This window comes from Terrisporobacter glycolicus ATCC 14880 = DSM 1288 (genome assembly GCF_036812735.1).
Classification (GTDB): domain Bacteria; phylum Bacillota; class Clostridia; order Peptostreptococcales; family Peptostreptococcaceae; genus Terrisporobacter; species Terrisporobacter glycolicus.
Genome location: NZ_CP117523.1, coordinates 2,181,274 through 2,197,874, shown reverse-complemented (window position 1 = coordinate 2,197,874; position 16,601 = coordinate 2,181,274). Strand labels below are relative to the sequence as shown.

Below are 16,601 nucleotides of genomic sequence, written 5' to 3'. Positions count from 1 at the left end.
ACTTAATCTGAAAAAATAATTATTTTAATATAATATATAATTAGAGAAATAATTTATTTGTTATTTATAGTCTAATAAGGAGGATTAGAAAATGATTCAATCAATAGTGCATATTGCTTTAGTTGTAAAAGATTATGATGAAGCAATAGAATTTTACACAAAAAAACTTCATTTTACATTAGTAGAAGATACGTACCAACCGGAGCAAGATAAAAGATGGGTCGTAGTATCTCCACCTGGTTCAAATGGTACGACAATTTTACTTGCAAGAGCATCAAAAGAAGAACAAGAGCATTTTATAGGAAATCAAGCTGGGGGGAGAGTTTTTCTCTTCTTAGGAACTGATGATTTTTGGCGTGATTATAATGAAATGATAAAGTTAGGCATAGATTTTGTTAGAGATCCTAAAGAACAGGATTATGGAACTGTTGCTGTATTTAAAGATTTGTACGGAAACTTATGGGATTTAGTTCAGTTTAAAGAAAATCATCCAATGTTTAAAAGAGTAAAATACTAATTACTAAATAGTGCTGGGGGTACTGAAATGAACAAGTACACATTTCATAAAATGGAAGACGATTATGTTGATGTGGTAGTTAATATATACAACTCTAATAAAATTTTTTTACAAAATCATATGGGCATATCTAGGGTGACGAAAGACTTTATACTTAAAGAAATTGAAGAAATGAAAAATCATGGTTTTGATTCTTTAATAGTAAAAAATAATCCAGGAGAAATAGTGGGAGTATGTGATTTTAAAATCGAAAATGAAGTATATTTATCCTTGCTAATGATTGATGCTAAACATAGGGGAAATGGAATAGGAGGAAGAGTATACAATCAGTTGGAAAAAATATTTAAATCTAAGAAGGTTAGTAGTGTTAGAATTGATGTGGTATATGATTATGAAGAAAATGTTCTTAGGTTTTGGGAAAAGCAGGGATTTGTAGCTAATGAAAAAATAAATTTATATTGGAATGGATATAAGCTAAATGCTATAAAAATGTATAAAAGTATATAACTTGATAATTGAAGAAGAAAACAAAAATATAGAAGAAGATTGGAAAGATAAAAAAAGGTAAGAGGGAGAATTTAATATGATAAGAAAAGCTAGTTTAAATGATGTAAATAATATAATGGATATAATAAAATCAACAGTGGAAGAAATGAAAACTTACAATAATACTCAGTGGGATGAAAACTATCCTCAAGCTATAGATTTTACAGAAGACGTAGAAAGTGGAGATTTATATGTGCAAGATGAAGATGGTCAAATAAAAGGGTTTATCTGCGTTAACTATATAGAGCCAATAGAATACGAAGATTTAAGTTGGGAATCTAAAGATAAAGCCATGGTAATACACAGAATGGCAGTTAATCCTAATTATAGACAGCAGGGAGTAGCTACAAAGTTAATGAATTTTGCAGAAGAATTAGCCTTAAAAAATAATGTTGTATATTTAAAAACAGATACTTATTCAATAAATACAAAAATGAATTCTTTATTTAAAAAATGTGGCTTTAATCTTGTTGGAGAAATGAGTTTTCTAGGAAAAGAAAAACCATTCTATTGCTATGATAAATTATTAAAAAAGTAAAGTTAAAAATGTTGTTATAAAAGGATAGAGGAAACTATTGAGTTATCTTTCTATCCTTTTTTGAATTGATTACAAATAGTTTGAAAATGGTGTTTTAGAAAGTGTTACTATATATATAGTAAAATTGTAATTAAGTAAGGATTATAAAAATAAATTAAGCTCCAGATAGAATGAGTAAGTTTAAAAAGGCATATATAACATAGCTGGTTATACATTTAGGGTAAAATATGAAATATTAATAAATTTTAAATAACTCTATCTTAGTAAATATTATAAAGCTAGGATAGAGTTATTTGTAGTGGAATATTAAATATCATTAAAATCAAAATCTGAAATTTTTATTATGTTAGGCTATAATTAATATGAATAAAAGTATAAATGTGGTTTTAAATTATGTATTAAAAAAATAGATATTTAGGAGGAGAAAATGAATTTAGATGAATTAAGGTTGGACTGTGCAATAAAGCAAAAGAGAGGGCTTCATATTATTATGGCCTCAGTTATTATATGGGGGGCAATTTTACTTGTACATATGTCATCAATGAACATCTTGACTAAAAATTTATTTACATTTATTTGTACAGCACCATTATTACCAATTTCATATGCTATTTCAAAAGTAATTAAAGTGGATTTTCAAAATAAGGAAAATCCTTTGACAAGTTTAGGGGTATTATTTTCAGTAAATCAAATAGTATACTTACTTATTCCCATGTGGATATATCCTACCATACCAGACAAAATGTTAATGGTTATGGCAATAATTTTTGGTGCTCATCTTATGCCTTTTGGTTGGTTGTACAAATCCAAAACATATTTTGTTTTATCTGTTATTATTCCAATATCAGCATTGCTTGTAGGTCTTAATTTTAAACCAGTTATACTTGCTACTATGATAACATTGTTTGAAATAATTTTTTGCGTATGTTTAATTTTTGAAAATAAAAAGCTAAAGCTAGGTTTATAATTCATCTCTTTGATATATAACTAGAAATTCGTAAAATAGGGGGAAATGAACAATAGTTATATAATGTTTATTGAAATAAAATTAAAGTACTATGAAAAGCAATGTATACAGTTATTTTGAATTAGTATTTTACTAAAAAGGGGTGGAAGAATATGAGGAAGATAATAATAGTATTCACATTACTTACATGTATATTAACTATAGGATGCTCACAGCAAAAAGAAGATAAAATAGAATCTATAAAAGATGTATATTTTGATGTGGTTCAAAAAATAGAAAATAATGATGTGGTGAAAGTTGAAACCATAAAAGAATCATTACAAGAATATAACTATGAACAAGATAGTGGAACATGTATATATGCTTTTAATGATAGCAATGATAATGAGACCCTATTAATTTATTATAATTCTAATGAGGATAAAACAGTAAATAAGGTTAGCTATAGTTGTAAAACTGAATCAAATTTAATAAATTTATCATATGAAGGAATTGATGATGCAAATAGATTTAGAATATCTTTGCAAACAAATGATATAAATTTATCTGAAGAAGTATGTAATATTGTAGATAATAAAGATTCTAATATGCTTAATATATACAATGATATTGCTAAAAATATGGCTACTAAAAACAATATGTCATTGGAAGATATTGAAAAAAACATTGGCATAAAACCAGATTCACATACTTATAAAAATATTTATAACAATGATGTAGAAGTATCACGTGATATTTATGAAAAGGGTAAGGAAAGTTTGACTGTTGATTATATAGATAGTTCCAAAAAAAATATTGGTGCTTCATATACCAAAAGTGAAGCCGAAGGTAATGTCTTATTTACAAAGAATATTTTTTTAGAAGAATTATTGAATGATAAGGGTGAAAAATTATCGATTACTATACATGAACCTGTTGATAGTTTTTCAGCACAAGTTAAAATTACAAATATGTTTTTTAAATAATGAATAATTTTAATACAATGAAAAGTAAATACTATGATTATTTCATGTGTTCATGTACACACTATTTAAATGTAATTTTTGTCTATAAATTTAAGTACGATTTTGGCTCAAAGGTTGGTAAAATACTATCTACGATTATGATAACATTGATAATCGTAAATTCGTTATTTTTTACTGCTATTTTTTAAATCACAATTTTAATAGTTTGTAATAATAAAAGCACTTAGTAAATAAATTTATTAAGTGCTTTTATCATATAAAAATATGGTATTGAAAACAGTAAATACGATGGTAAGCAAAGATATATATCTATAATAAAAAATAAGTACGCAATATAAGTCTGATGCAAACAAAAAGGACTATCGCAGAACAATTCTTAATTGTTTATGCAATAGTCCTTATTTTTTAATTATTTAAAAGCTCTTTCTTTTTCATTTCAAATTCTTCTAGAGTTATTGCATTCATATCTAACAACTCTTTATATTCCTTGATTTGCTTAGGAACAGAATTTTCATTAATATTTATGTTATTTGTTCTATCAGAGGAATCTAAATGTGAAGTATCCTCTAGCATTATTTCAAATCGCTTTAATCCTTTTAATATTTCATTATAGTTTTCTTGAGATTCATCAATATCATAGGCTAAATATTTGAAAACTAGTTCTTCTGTAGATTCATTTGTATGAATATATACATTTATTGACTCAATAATTTCTTTGAATTCACGTCTAGAACCGTCATTTGTATTTCCTATAGTTATATTATTAACCTTAATTTCTAGCTTAACAATAGAGTTAAAATCTATAAGTTTTTTTGTTTCAAAATTATTCCAACCAATACAGACTTTTTTATTTTTAAGGACAATCAACTGACCTTCATCGCAATATTTGCTTAAGTTAATATCTATATTATTATAGCCACCAATTTCATCAAGAATATCTTTGCTTCTATCAATAGTTGATTCTTTTTTAGTTTCTTCTATATCGTTTTCTCTTGCAAGACAAAATATCCCAAATACTATAATTATAAGACCTCCCCCAAAATTTGCATCGCCTATAATTTTATATAGGCCAAATATTATTATAATCCATCCAAGCATTCACTGACTCCTCCTTATGCAAATGTAACTACATGTATTATATCAATGCTTCACATAAAAAACTAGACTTGTGCTTGACGATTATAGATAACATCATTTACATTTTAGATAATGCAATGAGAAAAATAGTGGTATATCAATAGGTATATTCCTGATTTTTGTTATTAAAATTTTTTCTAATATCAACACTATGTTAACTAGCTTTGCAATTATAACAATAATAGGAATTTGTAGATGGGGGAGTAATATATGGTAAAAAAGACTTTGAAATTAATAAGTGTTTTATTGATGGGTTTAATTATGGTAGGATGTGCAGGTCTAGGGGATTATAAAATAGAGCTAATAAATGGATATAGAGTAATTCGAAGCTCAGCAGAAGATATAAGTATTTATCCTGAAGAAGGTGATTTTGATGGGATACAAATACATTCAGTAGATAGTGAACAAGAATTTAAAGAGCTTGATGAAGACAATGTGGATAATGAGTATATAGTGAAAGTAGGACATGATGAAAATAGATATATAGTTGCAAAGACTAATTTAAATGTATATTACATAGTAGATACTAAGGAAGTAGTTAAATATGGACCTTTGACAAATACTGAATTTAATAAAGAAAAGAATAAATTAAATATACCGTCAAGCATAGAACTTAAAGACTTAGATGAATATGAACAAGATCATATTCTACCAGAAAAGATTTTATTGATTGAAATTTTTGGTATATTTCCTCTTTTATGGTTGTTAGTATTGCCATTTAATTTTATTTTTAATTCAATAATATTAGCTATTATTTTAAAAGTAATGAAAATGAATTTGAAAGAAATAAAGAATATCTATAAACTATCCAGTGTTAAAATATGTTTTTCAACTTGGTTATCACAATTGATTGCTATTCTTATAATGAGTATTCCTATGTTTATTGATGAATTTGAAAATTTAAATAAAACAATATATTTTATAATAAAAGAATCATTAGCCATTGCAACAAATCCTTTTGATAACATATATTCTTTGAGTTTTTTATTAATACTTATAATGCTAATAGGCATAATGAATTATTTATTTGTTGGTAGATTTTCTTTAAAAGAAGTATATAAAAACAAATATATAGATGAAAAACAAATAAAAAAAATAGCATTATTATTTGCTATATTTAACATCCCGTATTTTGTTTATTTTTCAATATCATTTTAGGTAAAAATTTTTAATTAGTTAAGTGGGAGATAGTTATATAATGGGAAATATTAATTATATTTAGGGGGTTAATTATGGTACTGTTTTATAAAAATATTAATTTTCAAGCTTTAGATAATTTAGAAGAGATTGAAGATAAATGGATAGAAGTATTTGCAGGACATTTAACAGAAAGAGAAAGAATAGATGAAATAGGCATGGATAGCTATTTATGGCATGTATTTTCTAATGAGAAAAGAGATTGTTTAGAAGGTGATGAGGCAAGAAAAGCATTTGATGAATTGAGGAAAAGAGGATATTATATTTTCTTTGATGATTATGATTATGATTATTTATCTGAATATGAAAATAAAGTTTTTGAGGTTTTTGATGGGGATAAAGTTAGGGCAAAAGATTTTAATAAAGAGGATGATATATATATAGTAGATAAATACTTTAGATGGACTTATGTAAATACTCATGAAAGAGGTTGGCTGGGACCTTATTTTTGCAAGTTGTAAACAATTAAAATAATAGAGTAATTTTTTATGATAAAAAGTAATGCCAAGTTTTATTTGCAAAAATGGTTGACAATAAAACTTGGCACTGTTATTATTTAATTACCAAGTTTACTTGGCATAAAATGTAGCAGGAGGGGTATAAAGATGTATAAAAAAGAAGAGATATTAATGAAAAGTCGTAATTCAAACAAAGATGAAGGTATAGAATACGTTGAAAATAAAGGCCGTAAGATAGGTTTTACTGCTTTTTGTCTTGTATTTGTTTTTATAGTGCTATTTAATTCTTTTATGGGAGAGAAAAGTTATGCAGTATCTTCATTATTTTGGATATTTATAGCTGCTGAAGCAATTCCAAAGTATCAATTTACTCATAAAAAAGTATACCTTGTAACTACCATAGCTGCTGGAATAGTATCTATTGCTTCATTAATAGGCTTTATTTTAGTATCAGTGAGGTAATTAAACATGAATGAAGAATTAATATTAAAAAACCGTTTAAAAGAATTTCGTGGGGAAAAGAAACTTTCCCAAAGTCAACTTGCAGAAATGGTTGGTGTTTCAAGAAATACAATTAGCTCTATTGAAACAGGGCAGTTTAATCCTACTGCAAAGTTAGCATTAATTTTATGTATAGCGCTTGATAAAAAATTTGAAGAATTGTTTTATTTTGATTAGTATGATGAATTCCAATATATATTATGATATTATAAGTAAGCATAAATATGTAGGAATTTGAGGTGAAATAATATGGATAAATATACAAAAGAAGAATTAAAAGAAGCACTAAATGTTGTAACTTCAACTATAAAAAACTGTGAAAAAATGCATCCCAAATTTGAAGAAGGAACATCACAACATACACTTCTTAAAAATAGGATAAAAGCATTATATATATCAAAATCATTAATAGAAGAAGAAAATATTAAAGATAAATATACAAAGGAAGATCTTGAAAAATCCATAGCTCCAGTTACGTCAATTATAAGTAAGTGTGAAAAAGCAAAGATAAAAGCAGTGGAAGGTACAGGAAATCATACTAGGCTGACAAAAATTATAAAAGCTATGTATATTTCAAAATATTTAATTACAAATGATATAAGTGAAAGAGATTAATATTTATATAAAGTAGTTCAAAATGAGCTACTTTTTTTGTGCAGTAATATAATATTTACAAGGGTCAATAATAATAAACTTAATAAAATTTGAAATTATATGATGACAAATGTTATTGAAGAATGTGTAAATGATGTTTTTCTTTCGGTTTGGGTAAATAGGAGTAAATTTAAAACAGTTCTTATTTTTTTTGAAATTAAATATGGGAAAATTAATGATTATGAAACAGGGGATATGCTACAATCTTTATTGTATATTATTGTTTTTATATATAAAAGAACAATTAAAATAGGGGGGATAAAGTGAAAGGATTAAAAAAGTTTGCAATAGTATTTTTAATATTAATTGGCAGTGGACTTTTAATCTATAACAGTAAAATAGGTACAGACATATTATTAACGGAGGAAAGAAAGATAGAGGACTTTAATTATTTATACAATACAATAAAAGAAAATTATCCTTTTTTAGAAGTGAACAAAAGATTGAACAATGTGGATTGGCTAAGTAAAAAAGAAGAATATTTGCAAAAAATAAAAAATACTGAGACAGATGATGAGTTTTTAATGGTTTTAGATGATATGCTCAGTGAATTAAACAACGGGCATACTAATATGATTACAGATTCTAAACAATTTAAATTTTTTAGAGAGGTTTATACTATGAGCAAAGGTTGGCAGAAAAAAGTACAACTACCAGTAATAAACAACAGAAAAGCCTTAGCTAGATACAATGTTGATAAAAATCAAAAAATAGCAGTTGTAGATGAAGGAAAAAATGGAGAAATAAAAGGTGTGAAAAATGCATCTGTTAAAGATATTGAGGAAGGGAAGATAGGCTATATTCGCATACCTCAAATGATAAGTTATTATAACATGAATATGGATATTGAATTAATTGATGAATATTTAGATAAATGTAAGGACTACGAAGCAATGGTTATTGATATAAGAGGAAATGGTGGAGGAGATAGTGGCTACTGGATGTTTTATTTGCTACCAAAGTTAATAAACAAGTCCTATACACAAACAACATATTGTTTTTGGAAAGATGGAGATTTGATAAATAATTTTATAAAAAAATCAAAATTAAAATATGAAAATGATTTTGGTGAAGTAAAAGATTTAAATACAAAACCTTTAACTAATTTACCTCCAGAAGTTAAGAAAGATTTCAAATATTATTGCAAAAATACTATAAAAATGGAGCCAAGTGAAGAATCTATAAATTTTAAAAGAAGTATATATTTATTAGTTGATAAAGGCGTTTATTCATCATCTGAAATACTTGCATCCTTTGCAAAAGAATCAGGATTTGCCACACTTATAGGTGAAACAACAGGTGGAGATGGAATCGGCTCTGACCCACTTCTTGGAATGTTGCCTAATAGTGGCTATGTATTTAGATTTTCCAAAGATATGGGAGTAACATCTGATGGAACTTGTAACGAAGAGTTTAAAACAAAGCCAGATTATTTTGTTGAAAATCCTTGGGTTAATACATTTGAGCATGATAAATGTATTAAAAAAGTATTGGAACTTGAAGAAAAATAATTGTATGGAAGCCACGTATAAACTAAACTTAATAGTAAGATTAGAAAATAAGTGGGTGGTAAGATGAAAAACCTATTAAGTACCTACAAAGGCCTACCGAGGGAAATCTACATATTGTTTTTAGGGAAAATAGTTAATGCACTAGGTGCATTTGTTCAACCTTTAATGTCCTTAATATTAACACAGAAATTGGGAATGAGTGCAGGAGAAGCTGGGGAATTTGTTACTTTTATGGCCGTATGTCAAGTTCCATGTATAATAATGGGAGGAAAATTAACAGATACCATAGGAAGAAAAAAAGTAATAACCATATTTCAGACAATGGGAATTATAATGCTAATAATTTGTGGAATAATTCCACTTTCAATCACAACGGCTAAATTTATGATATTATCTTCTTGTTTTTATTCTATCTCAATGCCTGCCTACGATGCTTTAAATGCAGATTTAACAAATGAAAGTAATAGAAAGAGTTCTTATTCATTATTATATATGGGTGTAAACATAGGATTTTCCATAGGGCCTATAATTGGAGGTTTTTTGTACAAAGATTATTTGTCTTTGATTTTTATAGGTGATGCGCTAACAACTGTAGTTGCACTTTTATTAATTATATTTTATGTAAAAGAACCAAATAAACAAAAGGAAGTTGTACTAGACTTTGAAGAAGAAGATTTAGAAAAATCAACATTAAGTGTTATTTTAAAAAGACCCATACTTTTTTTATTTCCATTAATGATGTTGTTATTTCAATTTGCATATAGTCAATGGGTATTTACACTACCTATTCAGTTAGGTGAATTGTTTAATGATGGTGGAGCTAGGCTTTATGGTTTTTTAGGTGGATTTAATGGTCTTATAGTAATAACTTTTACACCTATATTAACTTATTTTACTAAAAAATACAGAACTTTGAATATTATGAGTGCAGGTGGAATGTTATACGGATTGAGTTTTATTATATACGCCTTTGCATATTATAAAATATCTTTTTTTGCTGCCACATTGGCTTTAACTATTGGTGAGGTTCTTATAGCAACAAATGCTCAAGCCTTTATTGCAAATAATACACCCCCATCTCATAGGGGAAGGATAAGTTCGATTTTCCCCATGATATCTGGTGCAGGGTATGCTCTTGGACCCATGATAATGGGAGATGTAATAGATGCCTGTGGTATATTTGTGGCTTGGATGATAATTACGGCAGTTTGCATAACTGGTGCTGTGGGAATGCTTTTGATTAAAAATCTAAAAAATGTTAATGATTAATAGGAACAGAATATGATTTATTAGATAGTTTTATTGAAAAAGTACAATTATATATAAGTAATTTAAAAATGTGTTTATCTCACTAAAAAGATAGACACTTTTTATTTGTTTACTTTAATTTAAGGAAATCTTAATCTTTTTTTCATATTACTTTCATTCAAATGATTTAAATTAGTATAAGGGGAGAAATTACATAAATTTTAGGAGGGTAAGATTTGGATTTTAACATATTAGCAGAAAATCTAATTGAGCAATATGGATTAATAAGTATATTTTTAGTAGTTATGCTTGAATATGCAAATTTTCCACTACCGAGTGAGATAGTATTGCCATTTATAGGCATAATGATAGCTAGGGGAAATATTAACTTTGCTTTAGCTCTTATGGTGTCAGTTTTTGGAGGAATAGTTGGCAGTATTACAAATTATTTAATAGGCTTGTATTTTGGAAAGCCTCTATTAAAATATATGATGAAAAAATATCCTAAAACACAGCCTTCCATTAGATCATCCATGTGGTGGATGAATAAATACGGAAAAATATCTGTTATGATAGCAAGGGTAGTTCCTGTAGCAAGAACAGTGATATCTATTCCTGCAGGAATAAATAAAATGAATATAAGTATTTTCATATTATACTCAACTATAGGTATAAGCGTATGGAATACTATACTAATATTTTTAGGTTATATTTTTGGAGATAATTTATCTTTAATTGCTTATATGGTTAAAAATTATTCATTAATAGTGGGGACATTACTAGCTATAGTAATAGTAATATTTTATAGAAAAAAGAAAAAAATAAGATAAATTAATAGGAGAAAATATATGTCAAAAGTAGCAAAAGCAGCTCTAGGTCTTATGATAGCCATTTTGTTGGCCAAAATACTTGGATTTGGTAGAGAATTAACACTAGCATCAGTTTATGGAGCATCGGGTACAAGTGATGCTTTCTTAGTAGCAATGAATATTCCAGCTGTAATATTTACAGCTATAGGTACTTCACTAGGAACTGCATTTATTCCAATTTATTGTGATGTAAAATCAAATTTGGGAGAAGATGGTGCAAAAAAATATACAAATAATGTATTTAATATAGTAGTATTGATATGTATAGTAATTTCAATAATAGGGGTTATATTTACTCCACAAATTGTAAAATTATTTGCAGTAGGATTCGAAGGTGAAACCTTTAAACAAGCTATATACTTTACGAGAGTAATGACTCTTGGAATGGCATTTTTAGGTATGAGTTACATAATGATGGCTTATTTACAAGTAAATGATAATTTTATAATACCAGGGCTTATGCCAATACCATACAATATTTTAATAATTGCAAGTATAATAATTAGTGCAAAAGTAGATTCAAATTTACTACCTTGGGGTGCGCTTATAGGTTTATTACTTCAATTTTTATTTCAACTTCCTTTTGCCATGAAAAAAGGATATAGATATAGACCCTATGTCAATTTTAAAGATGAACAAATGAAAAAGATGATATGGCTAATAGCACCTGTATTAATAGGTGTTGCCGTTAACCAAATAAACTCCATAGTAGATAGAACAATAGCATCAACTTTAGTAGCAGGAAGTATATCTGCATTAAATTATGCAACAAAACTTAATCAATTTGTTATGGGTATATTTATAGTATCAATCTCATCTGTAATATATCCTGTACTATCTAAACTATCAACAGAAGATAATAAGGAAGAGTTTAATAAATCAATAGTAAAGTCAGTCAATACTGTTTCTCTATTGGTTATACCAATATCTGTAGGTGCAATAATACTAGCAAATCCTATAGTTAAACTTCTTTTTGAAAGGGGTGAGTTTGATGCAAGGGCAACTGAGATGACAGCAATTGCTTTAGTATTTTACTCTATTGGGATGATAGGATTTGGTCTTAGAGATATATTAGGAAAGGTATTTTATTCTCTACAAGATACAAAAACACCTATGATAAATGGTATAATTGCCATGTTTGTAAATATAGTATTAAACATACTCTTTGTAAAGTTCACAAATATGCAGTTGGCTGGACTTGCCTTTGCAACTAGTATATCAGCCCTTATTACTATAGCATTACTATTTATTAGTCTTAGAAAAAAGATTGGCCAATTTGGAGGAAAATCAATATTGGTAGTAATGTTAAAATCAATACTTTCAGCTGTAATAATGTCTATAGTTACATTATTTGTATATAAGTTTTTAGGAAATATACTAGGAAATGGATTTATAAAGGAAGGACTTACTTTAGCCTTATCTGCAGGTGCAGGAGCAATTGTATATGGACTTAGTATAATTGTTCTTAAGGTAGATGAAGTTAATTTAATTATAGATAAAGTAAAAGAAAAGATTAAAAAAATTTAAAGTAGCTCAGATAATTAAGTTATACAAGAAAAGTTTAAATGAATTTAAGATAAAATACAAAAAAGAATATCCATAATGGATATTCTTTTTTATATTTATTATATCAAAAAAAATTGATTTAATATCTTTCTATAAAAATAATTTTTGAATTACTTCATAAGTTAAAACTCTTGATAAACTATCTTTGTTAACAGAATAATAATTCCATTTTCCCATGGAAGTTTTACTTATAAGGTTTACAGAAAGTAGCATTTTTAAGTGATATGAAAGTTTTGATTGAGATATATCAAACATATCTACTAACTTGCAAACACAGACACTTTCCTCAGAGTATAGTTTTTTTAATATTTGTAATCTGATAGGATCAGATAATGATTTAAAGATTAATTCGAAATTTACCATATTAATACCTCCATTATTAATTATTATATCAAATTATTTGAAACTAATAAAAATATTTATTATTAATATGGACAAAATATAATTATTAAATCAAAAAAAATTGATATATTTTAAGAAAATCAGTTTACAAATCTTTACTGATAACATATCATATGAGTATAAGTGAATATGATTATATAAAAGAGGTGACACAGTGGAATTAATACAAATGTTAAAAGCTCTTGGTGATGATACAAGACTGAGGATAATAAACATCTTAAGTCATGGTGACTTATGTGTTTGTGAAATAGAAGTAGTTTTAGGAATTTCGCAATCAAATGCGTCTAGGCATTTGAACAAATTGATGAATGCCAAGTTAGTTAATTACTACAAAGAAGCTAAATATGTTTACTACAAAATAAATGAAGAAACAATTAATGAGCACAAGTTTCTAAAAGATATTATTGAAAAAGAATTATGCAATATAGAGAAACTAAACAATGATTATGAAAATCTAATAAAATTGAAAAATGAAGGAATGTGTTGTGAATCTATAGAGAAAGTAAAAAATCAAGAAGGCATGAGATAAGGAGAATAATCGATGAAAATAGGAGTTATATCAGATATACATAGCAATATTTACGCCCTTGATGCAGTATTAAAAGATATTGAAAAAAGAAATGTTGATTTGATTGTATGTACAGGGGATTTGGTAGGTTATGCTACTAGACCAAATGAAGTTATAAATACCATAAGAAAAAATAAAGTGTTATCAATAATGGGCAACTATGATGACGCCATAGGAAATTATAGACTGGTTTGTGGTTGTGATTATCCAGATCCTAAAGATGCACAAAAAGCCAGTGCATCCATGACTTTTACTTTAGAAAAAACTAGTGATGAAAATAAAGCATATTTAAGAAATTTGCCAAAGGAACTAATTCTTACATTTAACAACAAAACTATAAGATTTGTTCATGGAAGTACTAGGCTAATAAATGAATATTTAAAAGAAAACTCCAAAGAAGCAGAGGAAGTAATGAGTGAAATAAAAGAAGATATTTTAGTTTGTGGTCACACTCATATACCTTATTTTAAACAGTATGGACAAAAACTACTAGTAAATGCAGGCAGTGTGGGAAAGCCTAAAACTAATAAGCCTGAAGCCAATTATGTAATAATAGATATTAAAAATGGTGATGAAATAAATAAAACACCTTCTACAATTAATGTTGAAATAGTAGAGGTAAATTATGATTATGAAATAGCAGCTAAAGAAATTGAAGAAAATGAAATACTACCAAATAGCTTTGCAGGTCTTTTGAGAAAAGGTAGCGCAAAGTAAAAAGATTTTATTTAATTAGGAAACTTAATAGAGGAGGTAAATATAAAATGAATGATTTTAATAAAAATGATATTAGAAATACTGTTAGAGACAGTTATAAAAAAATAGTAACTAAAGAGTCAAAACTTGGATGTTGTGGAGAAGATATTTCAAAGAGTATTGGATATTCAGAGGAAGAACTAGATGTTGTTCCAGAAAATTCTAACCTTGGTCTTGGCTGTGGAAACCCTCATCTTATAGCAAATATAAAAGAAGGAGAAACTGTTCTAGACTTAGGTAGTGGAGCAGGATTTGATTGTTTTCTTTCATCAAAAAAAGTGGGAAAAAATGGATTTGTAATTGGTGTAGATATGACACCAGAAATGTTAACACAAGCAAGAAAAAATGCAATAGACAATAATTATACTAACGTGGATTTTAGACTTGGTGAAATAGAAAATTTACCTGTTGCTGATAATGTTGTAGATATAATTATATCAAATTGTGTAATAAACTTATCTCCAAATAAACAAAGAGTATACGATGAAGCTTATCGTGTATTAAAACCTGGTGGGAGGGTTTCTATATCAGATATAGTGCTTATGAAAGAGTTAACTTGTGAAATGAAACAAGATGAAAAGCTGTATTGTGGCTGAGTTACAGGTGCCTCTTCAGTTGAAGAGTTGGAAAATTATTTAGAAAAATCAGGATTTAAAAATATAAATATAGATGTAAAGCCTGTGTCTAAAGAATATGAAGCTAAGTGGGGACACAACTTAAAGGTTGGCGAATATATTATGTCTGCATCAGTTACAGCTACTAAATAAATTATGAAATTATATATCAACTAAGGATAAAGGGACTTACTTTGTTCTTAGTATAATTTTAAAACATCATATTCATATATTTGAATATGATTATATAACAAGGAGGGAAATTATGAGTAATAAAAATATTGATGAAAGCTATAAAGAGGGCGGACTTGGTTTATTTGAAAAATATCTAACAATTTGGGTGGCACTATGTATAGTAGTAGGAGTTCTGATTGGTGTATATTTACCACAAATTCCACAAACCTTAGATAAGTTTACTTATGCCCAAGTGTCCATACCTGTAGCAATATTAATTTGGTTGATGATTTATCCTATGATGTTAAAAATAGATTTTTCAGCCATAAAAGATGCTACAAAACAAAAGAAAGGCTTAATTGTAACTTGTGGAACTAACTGGTTAATTAAACCTTTTACTATGTATGCAATAGCGTATTTCTTTTTAATGATAGTATTTAAAAATATAATTCCAGCTGATTTGGCAAAAGAATATTTGGCAGGAGCAGTACTGCTTGGTGCAGCCCCTTGTACGGCAATGGTATTTGTGTGGAGTCATTTAACAAAAGGAAATCCTGCATATACATTAGTTCAAGTAGCAGTTAATGATCTTATATTATTAATAGCCTTTGCTCCAATTGTGGCATTTTTACTTGGTGTAACTAATGTAGCTGTTCCAATGGATACATTATTACTATCAGTTGTATTATTTGTAATAATACCATTTGTTGCAGGATATTTTTCTAGAACTATGATAATAAAGAAAAAAGGATTAGATTATTTTGAAAATGTATTTTTAGCCAAATTTAGTGGGATAACAGTAGTTGGATTATTATTAACATTAGTAATACTATTTGCTTTCCAAGGACAAAAGATAATAGATAATCCAGTTCACATAGGATTAATTGCTATACCTCTTACAATACAAACATTCTTTATATTCTTTTTAGCATATGGATGGTGTAAGGTATGGAAGTTACCACATGATGTAGCAGCCCCAGCTGGTATGATTGGTGCTAGTAACTTCTTTGAACTGGCAGTTGCAGTGGCTATTAGTTTATTTGGACTTAATTCAGGAGCAGCACTAGCTACTGTTGTTGGAGTACTTGTTGAAGTTCCAGTAATGCTTTGCCTTGTATGGATAGCTAATAAAACTAAAAAGAATTTTTCTTAATAAAAAATTCATATAGGATTTTAAAAAGGGTGTGTATCTAATTTAAAGGATACACACCTTTTCTTTATATTACTTATTTTATGATTAAAATAAGCATTTTAAAATAGTTAATTTTTACTACAAAAATATTATAAATCTTGATTTAATTACTATAAGAAATCTTAAGATAAGTTTATTTATATTTAATGTATAATGAGATTAGGAGTTAAATCCAAAAAATGGTAGTTACAAAATTAGAATATATAAATATATGGAGGTAT

20 protein-coding genes are annotated in these 16,601 nt (G+C 27.1%); 18 read left to right on the top strand and 2 right to left on the bottom strand.

The features are described from left to right. The first annotated feature begins 91 nt into the window (after positions 1 to 91). The 5 genes from TEGL_RS10890 to TEGL_RS10870 all read left to right on the top strand — a co-directional run bounded on the left by TEGL_RS10890 (position 92) and on the right by TEGL_RS10870 (position 3,533). A complete protein-coding gene (locus TEGL_RS10890; protein ID WP_018590715.1) occupies positions 92 to 517 on the top strand; it encodes a VOC family protein in 426 nt (141 codons plus the stop codon). A gap of 27 nt (positions 518 to 544) precedes the next feature. Next, positions 545 to 1,024 carry a GNAT family N-acetyltransferase gene (locus TEGL_RS10885; protein WP_018590716.1) on the top strand — a complete coding sequence of 160 codons (480 nt, stop codon included), beginning with the start codon at positions 545 to 547 and terminating at the stop codon, positions 1,022 to 1,024. Positions 1,025 to 1,100: 76 nt separating this feature from the next. Continuing rightward, positions 1,101 to 1,601, top strand: coding sequence for a GNAT family N-acetyltransferase (locus TEGL_RS10880; protein ID WP_018590717.1), 501 nt, complete (start codon positions 1,101 to 1,103; stop codon positions 1,599 to 1,601). A gap of 427 nt (positions 1,602 to 2,028) precedes the next feature. Beyond that, positions 2,029 to 2,568, top strand: a complete 540-nt coding sequence (locus TEGL_RS10875; RefSeq protein ID WP_018590718.1) for a DUF7010 family protein — start codon at positions 2,029 to 2,031, stop codon at positions 2,566 to 2,568. 152 nt (positions 2,569 to 2,720) lie between these two features. Beyond that, entirely contained in the window at positions 2,721 to 3,533 is an 813-nt protein-coding gene (locus tag TEGL_RS10870; RefSeq protein ID WP_018590719.1) for a hypothetical protein, read from the top strand. A gap of 405 nt (positions 3,534 to 3,938) precedes the next feature. Here the strand turns inward: TEGL_RS10870 and TEGL_RS10865 are convergent, their stop codons facing one another. Next, positions 3,939 to 4,631, bottom strand: a complete 693-nt coding sequence (locus TEGL_RS10865) for an SHOCT domain-containing protein (RefSeq protein WP_018590720.1) — start codon at positions 4,629 to 4,631, stop codon at positions 3,939 to 3,941. Between the two features lie 249 nt (positions 4,632 to 4,880). Here TEGL_RS10865 and TEGL_RS10860 point away from each other — a divergent pair, with 249 nt between their 5' ends. The 9 genes from TEGL_RS10860 to murJ all read left to right on the top strand — a co-directional run bounded on the left by TEGL_RS10860 (position 4,881) and on the right by murJ (position 12,635). After that, complete coding sequence (locus TEGL_RS10860; RefSeq protein WP_018590721.1) at positions 4,881 to 5,828, top strand: DUF3997 domain-containing protein; 948 nt, start codon at positions 4,881 to 4,883, stop codon at positions 5,826 to 5,828. 74 nt (positions 5,829 to 5,902) lie between these two features. After that, the gene (locus TEGL_RS10855) at positions 5,903 to 6,328 is read left to right on the top strand and encodes a DUF4275 family protein (RefSeq protein ID WP_018590722.1); all 426 of its coding nucleotides are present in this window, start codon (positions 5,903 to 5,905) and stop codon (positions 6,326 to 6,328) included. A gap of 144 nt (positions 6,329 to 6,472) precedes the next feature. Next, positions 6,473 to 6,787, top strand: a complete 315-nt coding sequence (locus tag TEGL_RS10850) for a DUF6442 family protein (protein ID WP_018590723.1) — start codon at positions 6,473 to 6,475, stop codon at positions 6,785 to 6,787. Positions 6,788 to 6,793: 6 nt separating this feature from the next. Then, entirely contained in the window at positions 6,794 to 7,003 is a 210-nt protein-coding gene (locus tag TEGL_RS10845; RefSeq protein ID WP_018590724.1) for a helix-turn-helix transcriptional regulator, read from the top strand. Between the two features lie 72 nt (positions 7,004 to 7,075). Continuing rightward, the gene (locus TEGL_RS10840; protein ID WP_018590725.1) at positions 7,076 to 7,441 is read left to right on the top strand and encodes a hypothetical protein; all 366 of its coding nucleotides are present in this window, start codon (positions 7,076 to 7,078) and stop codon (positions 7,439 to 7,441) included. 302 nt (positions 7,442 to 7,743) lie between these two features. Beyond that, complete coding sequence (locus tag TEGL_RS10835; RefSeq protein ID WP_018590727.1) at positions 7,744 to 8,991, top strand: S41 family peptidase; 1,248 nt, start codon at positions 7,744 to 7,746, stop codon at positions 8,989 to 8,991. A 63-nt stretch (positions 8,992 to 9,054) separates the two neighbouring features. Continuing rightward, on the top strand, positions 9,055 to 10,260 hold the full coding sequence (locus TEGL_RS10830) for an MFS transporter (RefSeq protein WP_033316447.1): 1,206 nt from the start codon (positions 9,055 to 9,057) through the stop codon (positions 10,258 to 10,260). Positions 10,261 to 10,475: 215 nt separating this feature from the next. Further along, entirely contained in the window at positions 10,476 to 11,069 is a 594-nt protein-coding gene (locus TEGL_RS10825; protein ID WP_018590729.1) for a DedA family protein, read from the top strand. An 18-nt stretch (positions 11,070 to 11,087) separates the two neighbouring features. Further along, complete coding sequence (murJ, locus tag TEGL_RS10820) at positions 11,088 to 12,635, top strand: murein biosynthesis integral membrane protein MurJ (protein ID WP_018590730.1); 1,548 nt, start codon at positions 11,088 to 11,090, stop codon at positions 12,633 to 12,635. A gap of 129 nt (positions 12,636 to 12,764) precedes the next feature. Here murJ and TEGL_RS10815 read toward each other — a convergent pair whose 3' ends face one another. Further along, positions 12,765 to 13,037 (bottom strand): ArsR/SmtB family transcription factor, encoded by a 273-nt coding sequence (locus tag TEGL_RS10815; RefSeq protein ID WP_018590731.1) that lies wholly within the window; start codon positions 13,035 to 13,037, stop codon positions 12,765 to 12,767. 193 nt (positions 13,038 to 13,230) lie between these two features. Between TEGL_RS10815 and TEGL_RS10810 the strand changes: the two genes are divergently transcribed. The 4 genes from TEGL_RS10810 to arsB all read left to right on the top strand — a co-directional run bounded on the left by TEGL_RS10810 (position 13,231) and on the right by arsB (position 16,341). After that, complete coding sequence (locus tag TEGL_RS10810) at positions 13,231 to 13,605, top strand: ArsR/SmtB family transcription factor (protein WP_018590732.1); 375 nt, start codon at positions 13,231 to 13,233, stop codon at positions 13,603 to 13,605. 12 nt (positions 13,606 to 13,617) lie between these two features. After that, positions 13,618 to 14,361, top strand: coding sequence for a metallophosphoesterase family protein (locus tag TEGL_RS10805; protein ID WP_018590733.1), 744 nt, complete (start codon positions 13,618 to 13,620; stop codon positions 14,359 to 14,361). A gap of 47 nt (positions 14,362 to 14,408) precedes the next feature. Further along, positions 14,409 to 15,167 (top strand): arsenite methyltransferase, encoded by a 759-nt coding sequence (gene arsM / locus TEGL_RS10800; protein ID WP_154650640.1) that lies wholly within the window; start codon positions 14,409 to 14,411, stop codon positions 15,165 to 15,167. Between the two features lie 112 nt (positions 15,168 to 15,279). Then, the gene (arsB, locus tag TEGL_RS10795; protein WP_018590736.1) at positions 15,280 to 16,341 is read left to right on the top strand and encodes an ACR3 family arsenite efflux transporter; all 1,062 of its coding nucleotides are present in this window, start codon (positions 15,280 to 15,282) and stop codon (positions 16,339 to 16,341) included. Positions 16,342 to 16,601: the final 260 nt, after the last annotated feature.

Coding starts and splice junctions, on each gene's coding strand:
- TEGL_RS10875 (WP_018590718.1), top strand. CDS start 2,029: ATGAATTTAGATGAATTAAGGTTGGACTGTGCAATAAAGCAAAAGAGA.
- arsB (WP_018590736.1), top strand. CDS start 15,280: ATGAGTAATAAAAATATTGATGAAAGCTATAAAGAGGGCGGACTTGGT.
- TEGL_RS10840 (WP_018590725.1), top strand. CDS start 7,076: ATGGATAAATATACAAAAGAAGAATTAAAAGAAGCACTAAATGTTGTA.
- TEGL_RS10880 (WP_018590717.1), top strand. CDS start 1,101: ATGATAAGAAAAGCTAGTTTAAATGATGTAAATAATATAATGGATATA.
- TEGL_RS10870 (WP_018590719.1), top strand. CDS start 2,721: ATGAGGAAGATAATAATAGTATTCACATTACTTACATGTATATTAACT.
- TEGL_RS10860 (WP_018590721.1), top strand. CDS start 4,881: ATGGTAAAAAAGACTTTGAAATTAATAAGTGTTTTATTGATGGGTTTA.
- TEGL_RS10890 (WP_018590715.1), top strand. CDS start 92: ATGATTCAATCAATAGTGCATATTGCTTTAGTTGTAAAAGATTATGAT.
- TEGL_RS10845 (WP_018590724.1), top strand. CDS start 6,794: ATGAATGAAGAATTAATATTAAAAAACCGTTTAAAAGAATTTCGTGGG.
- TEGL_RS10830 (WP_033316447.1), top strand. CDS start 9,055: ATGAAAAACCTATTAAGTACCTACAAAGGCCTACCGAGGGAAATCTAC.
- TEGL_RS10885 (WP_018590716.1), top strand. CDS start 545: ATGAACAAGTACACATTTCATAAAATGGAAGACGATTATGTTGATGTG.
- TEGL_RS10815 (WP_018590731.1), bottom strand. CDS start 13,037: ATGGTAAATTTCGAATTAATCTTTAAATCATTATCTGATCCTATCAGA.
- murJ (WP_018590730.1), top strand. CDS start 11,088: ATGTCAAAAGTAGCAAAAGCAGCTCTAGGTCTTATGATAGCCATTTTG.
- TEGL_RS10855 (WP_018590722.1), top strand. CDS start 5,903: ATGGTACTGTTTTATAAAAATATTAATTTTCAAGCTTTAGATAATTTA.
- TEGL_RS10805 (WP_018590733.1), top strand. CDS start 13,618: ATGAAAATAGGAGTTATATCAGATATACATAGCAATATTTACGCCCTT.
- TEGL_RS10850 (WP_018590723.1), top strand. CDS start 6,473: ATGTATAAAAAAGAAGAGATATTAATGAAAAGTCGTAATTCAAACAAA.
- TEGL_RS10865 (WP_018590720.1), bottom strand. CDS start 4,631: ATGCTTGGATGGATTATAATAATATTTGGCCTATATAAAATTATAGGC.